At 70.1% G+C, this 2,717-nt stretch carries 3 protein-coding genes and 1 pseudogene; all 4 read left to right on the plus strand.

Annotated elements, in window-relative coordinates:
- Positions 1–302 (plus strand): annotated as a pseudogene (locus HUK82_RS15730) (cysteine desulfurase); the annotation flags it as partial.
- Entirely contained in the window at positions 299–1,486 is a 1,188-nt protein-coding gene (locus tag HUK82_RS15735; protein WP_176614838.1) for a cysteine desulfurase family protein, read from the plus strand. The pseudogene HUK82_RS15730 and the gene HUK82_RS15735, both read left to right, overlap by 4 nt.
- A gap of 29 nt (positions 1,487–1,515) precedes the next feature.
- Entirely contained in the window at positions 1,516–1,830 is a 315-nt protein-coding gene (locus HUK82_RS15740; protein WP_176614839.1) for a ferredoxin family 2Fe-2S iron-sulfur cluster binding protein, read from the plus strand.
- A 16-nt stretch (positions 1,831–1,846) separates the two neighbouring features.
- Positions 1,847–2,717, plus strand: an 871-nt coding sequence (mnmA, locus tag HUK82_RS15745) for a tRNA 2-thiouridine(34) synthase MnmA (RefSeq protein WP_176614840.1), incomplete at its 3' end; no start/stop codon positions are given.

Below are 2,717 nucleotides of genomic sequence, written 5' to 3' on the forward strand. Positions count from 1 at the left end.
CGGTGGTGTGCGGCGCCGGTGCGGACCGTCTGCCCAACACCTGCTGCGTGGCGCTGCCGGGCGTCGCGTCGCAGACGCAGCTGATTGCACTGGACATCGCCGGGCTTGGCGTATCGGCCGGCTCGGCCTGTTCGTCGGGCAAGGTGGCGCGGTCGCATGTCCTCGCTGCCATGGGGCTCGGGGCACTGGCGGGCGAGGCCATTCGCGTCTCGCTGCCGTGGTCGGTCGATGACGCGATGGTCGAACACGCGATCGGCGCCTACCGGACCATGGCGCAACGCCTGGCGCGGAGGGCCGCATGACGGAGCGCATCTATCTCGACTATCAGGCGACGACGCCCTGCGACCCGCGCGTGGTCTCAGCCATGGCCCCGTTCTGGACGGAGGCCTTCGGCAACGCCCACAGCACGCACGACGCCGGACAGGCCGCGCACGACGCGGTGGAGTGCGCCCGCGCGGAGGTCGCGGCCCTGATCGGCGCCCAGCCGCAGGAGATCATCTTCACCTCCGGTGCGACGGAGGCAAACAACATCGCCATCAAGGGTGCGGCGCGCCACCTGTGCCAGACGGGCGATGCGCGACGACAGGTCGTGACCGTCATGACCGAGCATAAATGCGTTGTGGAGTCGGTGCGCGCTCTCGGCGGGGAAGGCTTCGCGCCTGTACTCCTGCCGGTCGACGCCGCCGGGCGGATCGACGAGGCCGCACTGGCCCGGGCGCTGGCCGATCGCCCGCTGCTGCTCAGCGTCATGGGCGCGAACAACGAGACGGGGGTGACTGAGGACATACCGCGCCTCGCCCGACTGGCGCGAGAGGCCGGGGCGCTGTTCCATACCGATTACGCACAGGCGGCGGGCCGGGTGCCGATCGACGTGACGGCGGCGGGCGTCGACCTGCTGTCGCTGTCGGGCCACAAGATCTACGGGCCCAAGGGCGTCGGTGCCCTGTATGTCCGGCGGCGGCCGCGCGTGCGTCTCGCCCCGCTGTTTTCCGGCGGCGGACAGGAGCGCGGCCTGCGCTCGGGGACACTGCCCGTGCCCCTGATCGTGGGGTTCGGTGCCGCCTGCGCCATCATGCGCGCGGAGGGAGATGCCGAAAACCGGCGACTGGCCGGGCTGCGCGACGGGCTTCTCGACCGGCTGCGGGCACTCGTCCCGGGCGTTGCCGTCAACGGCAGCCTGCAACATCGTCTGGGTGCGAACCTCAATCTGCGCTTCGCGGGCGCCTCGGCACTGGCGGTCCTGGCCGAGGCACCGGAGCTGGCGCTGTCCACCGGGTCGGCGTGTTCGTCCGCCGAACTCGTCCCTTCCTACGTCCTCAGCGCGATGGGCCTCGATCCCGTGCAGGCCGCGGAAAGCTTGCGTCTAGCGGCCGGACGCTTTACTTCGGCGCGCGACATGGCGCGTGCGGCGGACATCCTTGCGCGTGCCGTGGGTGCCGCGCGCCTGCGGGAGACGCATCCAGTCCCCGCCGCGCAGCTTTCCTAGGCTTTTTCATTCAGCAGGATCTCCGGTTCATGCCTCATATGACTTTCATCGAACGCGATGGCAGCCGCCGCGATGTCGACGCGCCGCTCGGCCTTTCGGTGCTGGAGATCGCCCACAAGCACGACATCGACCTCGAAGGCGCCTGCGAGGGCTCGCTGGCCTGTGCGACCTGCCACGTCGTGGTCGATCCGGAGTGGGCCGCCAGACTGTCCGCGCCGACCGATGACGAGGAAGACATGCTGGACCTGGCGTTCGGACTGGAAAAGACCTCGCGCCTGGGCTGCCAGATCGTGATGACCGACGCGCTCGACGGCCTGGTCGTGCGCCTGCCGCGCACGTCGTAAGGCGCGAACGCCGGCGATGCGCATCCTCGTGGCCATGTCGGGCGGCGTCGACAGCTCCGTCGTGGCCGCGCGCCTTGTCGCCGAAGGGCACGAGGTGATCGGCGCCACGCTGCAACTCTACGACCAGCGCGGCCCCGAAAAGAAAGGCGCGTGCTGTGCCGGGCGCGACATCGCCGACGCACGCGCGGTCGCCGACCATCTCGGCTTTCCGCATTATGTCATCGACGCCGAAACCCGCTTCCGCGACAGCGTGATCGACCGTTTCGCCCAGAGCTATGCCGCCGGCGAGACGCCCGTGCCGTGCGTGGCCTGCAATCAGGGTGTGAAGTTCACCGACCTTCTGGGCATGGCGCGCGACATCGGGGTCGATGCGATGGCGACGGGCCATTACGTGCGCCGGATCGAGGGGGCGGCGGGGCCGGAACTGCATCGTCCCGTCGACGCCAGTCGCGACCAGTCCTGGTTCCTGTTCGCCACCACGCGCGAGCAGCTCGCCTTCCTGCGTTTCCCCCTGGGCGACATGCCCGATAAGGCCGCCGTGCGGGCCGAAGCCGAACGCCACGGCCTGCGCGTGGCGGCCAAGCCCGACAGTCAGGACATCTGCTTCGTGACCGACGGCTCCTACGCCGATCTGGTCGAGACCCTGCGCCCCGACATGGCCGGTCCGGGCGAGATCGTCGACACGCGGGGCCAGACCGTCGGACACCATGCCGGCGTCACGCGCTTCACCGTCGGTCAGACCAAACGGCTGGGCGACGCGGCGATGCTGGCGGGCGAACGACAGATGGTCGTCGCGATCGAACCCGCGACACGTCGCGTGGTCATCGGCCCGCGTTCGTGTGCCGCGCGGCGCGTCGTGGGACTGCGCGACATGAACTGGCTGGTCG

The organism is Ameyamaea chiangmaiensis, from assembly GCF_013376175.1.
GTDB lineage: Bacteria > Pseudomonadota > Alphaproteobacteria > Acetobacterales > Acetobacteraceae > Ameyamaea > Ameyamaea chiangmaiensis.

What these genes read in the sequence shown, in the direction of transcription:
- HUK82_RS15740 (WP_176614839.1), top strand. Translation starts at nt 1,516, where the DNA reads ATGCCTCATATGACTTTCATCGAACGCGATGGCAGCCGCCGCGATGTC.
- HUK82_RS15735 (WP_176614838.1), top strand. Translation starts at nt 299, where the DNA reads ATGACGGAGCGCATCTATCTCGACTATCAGGCGACGACGCCCTGCGAC.